The sequence below is a fragment of the Vibrio sp. 10N.222.46.A1 genome, from assembly GCF_041473595.1.
Taxonomy (GTDB): Bacteria; Pseudomonadota; Gammaproteobacteria; order Enterobacterales; family Vibrionaceae; genus Vibrio; species Vibrio tasmaniensis_A.
In genome coordinates, this window is the sequence record NZ_JBFRSN010000567.1 from 1 (window position 1) to 2485 (window position 2485).

The window sequence follows — 2485 nt, forward strand, 5'->3', positions numbered from 1 at the left end:
AATCTACGATCGTGTTTTCAACCAACAATCTAAGCGAGAATTTGAGCTCAAGAGATCGATAGATCTTTTTAAAGCTCTTAATTATCGCACTGAACACGACCGCGAAGCGGCGGCGAGAATCGCCGAAGAGTATAGGCTAGTCAAAGGGCGCAAAAGTCCGACAGAGAAACACCGTCATAGAATTGAGCGAAATCGCCAAACTCTGCAGCTGCTAGATAGGGTTATTAATCCATCGGAAGTCCTACAAAGCCCTGAGGCGTATTTCAATCACGACTTGTTGTATACCTCTACAGAGCGTAATACACCTGCCGTTTTACAAGAGAAAGGTAAAATTAACCGCTGTGAGCCTAAAATCAATCCTACTTCAGTACAATTACAGCAGCGAGAGTGTTTCGACCAGTACAGAATCCAGCACATTACTCAAACACCGACGAGTAAAGCACCAACTGTCAACAGCGGTGAACGGTACACCGACAAGCTGACTAAGCGAGCGGTAACTCAGATTTTTGAAAGTGCGGCTTATGCGGCAGTTCGTAACGATGGTTTCACTACGTTTTTGACCTTAACGTTCACCAGAGAGCAGCGATTGGCCATATTTGGCGGTATGGCTGATGAATCGGAATTGGGTGAACTAGGCGCTAGGCATCCAATTCGTTATCGTCGAAACATGGTGACCTATAGGAGCAACTCGAAAGAGAAGCGAGTGGCTTCGCCTGTTACCGATATTGCTGGACCTTATTCAACAGTCCCATTTAAAAATAGATTGCGAACCAAGTTGATGAATCATAATGGTGAGATAGCAGGTGATTTCTGTCGCTTGGAAGATAAGCCCGCCAAAGAGTTTACGGTAGAAAAAACCATTGAAACCACTATAGGTAAAGAAGTTTCACGCTTACTTGATGCAATGAAAAAAATGTATCAACGCGGTTGGGTGGCTGATCATACTATTCAAACCGATGAAGACAGTGGGCAACCTTACTGCGATTTGAAAGTTGAAAAAGTGCCACCTCATCTAGGTAAGCCAAGTGACGTTGGCCCAACAAATAAACCTCTCGACTTTCACTATATTTGGGTTGCAGAGTGTCCGGCCAATGATGATGGTGAACCTAACCCTCATGTACATATGCTTTTAAAGTGGAATGTTGAACCTAGGTTCTTCCGCGCTTGGGCAAAACGACTGGAGAAAATCTGGGGACATGGTTTTGCAAATCTTGAGCGAATCAGGAAGCCTAAAGCCGCCGGCTCGTACATCATTAAAGCGGTTGGGTATGCCGCCAAAGGTGGAGATTCGGAACAAGGGTTGATAAAAGGGAATCGCTATAACATATCGGCAAGCACTCGAGCACCAAAATGGGAATGTTTGGCTTCGTTTGAGGCTGGAAATATGACGGCGATAATTAAGGAGTTAGGACATAAGCTAGACCAGTGGAAAAAACCGCTGAAAAGAAAGGCATCTAAGTTAGCTGCTGCTAAGGCTCAAACAATCAAGGCGAAGTCGATAGCAGTGCAACAAGGCAAACCGAAAGAGCTCACTGACAAAATGCAGAGTCGTATTATTCGTTTGGAAAAACAGGTGGAGAAGGTGAACAAAGAGATCCGTGAACGTGGCGTATTTGCTTCAAGTGATAATAGGTTCTCGGTAACGTTTGAAGGCGATGATTCAAAGACTAAAGTGGATGAATTCTTATTCTGGGCGGCTGGTGCCCGTGGTTGGTCGATGGAATGTAGAGATCTAGACTTAAATGATATCAAGCAAGAGGCTGACAATTTGTACTCAAATGATTTTATTCGGCATCAAGAGCGGTTAGCTTATTGGAAGTCGGTATTTGAAGATAGCCCACCAATTAGGGAGGTGGAGGAAGGAGAGAAAAGTTATTGGATGGAAGCTCAATTAGAATACGCCACAGAACTGTATATGCCTTGTCGTTCTAAGCGGATTTCTACACCTAACAAATATTGCTATTAAGACATTGTTGGTCAATATTAGAGCGGATAATAGTTGAATGGAGTCAGGTGATGCCAAAAAGTAAGCTAGAACAGTTAATGAACAAACTTCTGAGGCAGTATGGGGGTATGAAAGGTTAGTGGGCCGATTACTTAGAAATCATTGAGTCTGATGATTGGCCGTTGCCGTGAGTCATTTGTCAGAAGTTTGCTGGGGTGTTATTTCATCACATTTTTTCTTGAATCTCTTGGCGGTATTGACGGAATCAGATGCGTTGTCTTTAGTGATGTTTTGCGTTAAATAATAGTCAGCAATAACTCGCTGAGCTTTATACTGCTGAAGCATATAGGATAAAGCCTTCAAAGTGCTAGGCGAATGCACTTCACTTGTTTTTACATCATTAGACTGTAAATAGCTGATTAGTGATGAGTGTACACCTTGACCTCCATATGATGGTGGTTCATGTGCTAAAATCGTTAAAGCTGAATGGTACATAGAATAATAGCTTCTACTTACAATGTTGCGGTATTCAGACTCTGT

2 protein-coding genes are annotated in these 2485 nt (G+C 43.1%); one reads left to right on the top strand and one right to left on the bottom strand.

Annotated features, from left to right (window positions below; genetic code table 11):
* Positions 1-1966, top strand: a 1966-nt coding sequence (locus AB4496_RS16080) for a hypothetical protein (RefSeq protein WP_372131357.1), incomplete at its 5' end; no start/stop codon positions are given.
* A 171-nt stretch (positions 1967-2137) separates the two neighbouring features.
* Here AB4496_RS16080 and AB4496_RS16085 read toward each other — a convergent pair.
* Positions 2138-2485: hypothetical protein (locus AB4496_RS16085; RefSeq protein WP_372131358.1), on the bottom strand; the 348-nt coding region annotated here is incomplete at its 5' end.